Here is a 643-nt window from a genome sequence, read left to right as displayed (position 1 = left end):
GCTTCGTCGCTTAACCTCACAACCCGAAAGTGTCTCGAATTGTTCAGCTTGAGAGACTCTTCACTCATATCCCAAGGATATCAGTGAGAATTTCAATTTTTCAGCTTGTTCCAGATTGTTAAAGAGCAAAATAATTCACAGCATACTGTCGCCAATATACTCTGAATTACGTTTAGTATGGTGGAGCTAAGCGGGATCGAACCGCTGACCTCCTGCGTGCAAGGCAGGCGCTCTCCCAGCTGAGCTATAGCCCCATACAGAAATAGACCGTTATCGTCCGTTCAATCAACTCGCTTAGCCGACGGGTATTTCAACGCGAGTCACGCAGTGTGCGCCAGCACATGAGTCACGCAGCGTCTGGAAGACCCAAGGATAAGTAGAGTTGGTAGGCCTGAGTGGACTTGAACCACCGACCTCACCCTTATCAGGGGTGCGCTCTAACCACCTGAGCTACAAGCCTATTACGATAACGCTATTCTCTTCTTTCATCAGACAATCTGTGTGAGCACTGCACTCAACCTATCTCAGGTAAGGAGGTGATCCAACCGCAGGTTCCCCTACGGTTACCTTGTTACGACTTCACCCCAGTCATGAACCACAAAGTGGTCAGCGCCCCCCTTTCGGTTAAGCTACCGACTTCTTT

Annotated in this window: 2 tRNA genes and 1 rRNA gene; all 3 read right to left on the bottom strand. The window is 49.3% G+C overall.

Going from position 1 to position 643, the window contains the following annotated elements:
- Positions 1–178: 178 nt before the first annotated feature.
- Positions 179–254 (bottom strand) — tRNA-Ala (locus AAC155_RS24285).
- 129 nt (positions 255–383) lie between these two features.
- A tRNA-Ile gene (locus tag AAC155_RS24280) sits at positions 384–460 on the bottom strand.
- A gap of 69 nt (positions 461–529) precedes the next feature.
- A 16S ribosomal RNA gene (locus AAC155_RS24275) occupies positions 530–643 on the bottom strand; the annotation flags it as partial.

Origin of the sequence: Photorhabdus sp. HUG-39 (assembly GCF_963878365.1) — a bacterium.
In the GTDB taxonomy this organism is placed as follows: domain Bacteria; phylum Pseudomonadota; class Gammaproteobacteria; order Enterobacterales; family Enterobacteriaceae; genus Photorhabdus; species Photorhabdus kayaii.
This window is presented reverse-complemented; position numbering and strand designations above follow the sequence as displayed.